The 1,172-nt window shown below is 53.3% G+C and carries 1 protein-coding gene; it reads right to left on the minus strand.

The window, feature by feature from the left end; genetic code table 11:
* A partial coding sequence (locus KDK17_RS08315; RefSeq protein WP_257287836.1) for an ankyrin repeat domain-containing protein occupies positions 1-1,140 on the minus strand: 1,140 nt, incomplete at its 3' end.
* Between the last annotated feature and the right edge of the window lie 32 nt (positions 1,141-1,172).

Genomic DNA, 1,172 nt, shown 5'->3' on the forward strand with positions numbered 1-1,172 from the left:
CCTGATCATTAAGGGGGCGAAACTCGATCCCCCCGGACGACGGATGGCCAGTGGGGTGGTGCCATCGCGCAGGGCAGCGTCGGGATCTGCCCCTTTGTCGATCAGGCGTTTTATGCAGTCGGTATTGCCCTTCACGGTTGCAGAGAACAGCGGGGTGGCGCCATTCTTATTCCGGGCCTCGATATCCGCCCCTTTCTCAAGCAGCAGTTTCACAATATCGGTGTTATTTTCTTCAGCAGCATAGTGCAGTGGGGTGGTGCCATACGCAGTGGGAGCGTTGACATTTGCCCCGGCGTTGATCAGGCGTTTAACGCAGACGATATTATTTCTCCGGACGGACATGGCCAGTGGGGTGGTGCCATCGCGCAGGGCAGCGTCGAGATCCGCCCCATTGTCGATCAGGAGTTCCACAATGTCGGTGTTATTTTCCTGGGCAGCGAAGGACAGTGGGGTGGGCCCATCCGGAGTCTCGGAGATATTGACATTCGCTCCTCTGTCGATCATTAGTTTTACGCAGTTGGTATTGCCACTCGGGAGTCCACAGAGCAGCGGTGTGGCGCCACCCTTATTCCGTGCGTCAAGATCCGCCCCTTTGTCGAGCAGGAGTTGCACGCATTCGGTATTGCCGTATTCGGCTGCCAGCATCAGCGGGGTGAACCCATCACAGGCTCGGGCAGCATTAACCTCCGCCCTGTTTTTAATCAGGTGTTCGGCGACGTCAGTGTGCCCCTTAATGGATGCAATCATCAAGGCAGTGAGATCATCCTTCATAACGGCATTGACATTGACGCCTTCTGCCAGTGATTTCTTCACCTTTTTTAAATTCCCGTCAAAACAGGCGTCATAAAACCTATGATCGGGGAAAAATTTATCCGGGTGAGATACACCGGTGCTCTCATTCAATACAGGCGTGGGGTTTTGCCCACACTCCTTGCACTGGCGTGAGCCGATGGACTGTTTCACAAAATGCTTCGAAATACAGTCCAGATGGAAGTGGTGCCCGCATCGGGTTTGATACTGGGGTTTGACGTCCACAGGCGCCACATTATGGCCATGGAAATCATCCCGACAAATAGGACACAGAGCGGCCTGCGACTTTACGTCAGTGATCATAGGTAAGGAGCGAGTCATAGCATCCATAATTAGAACCTCCGTGTAATTTAATTAAGTTA

The organism is Endozoicomonas sp. SESOKO2, assembly GCF_024606245.1.
Taxonomy (GTDB): Bacteria; Pseudomonadota; Gammaproteobacteria; order Pseudomonadales; family Endozoicomonadaceae; genus Endozoicomonas_A.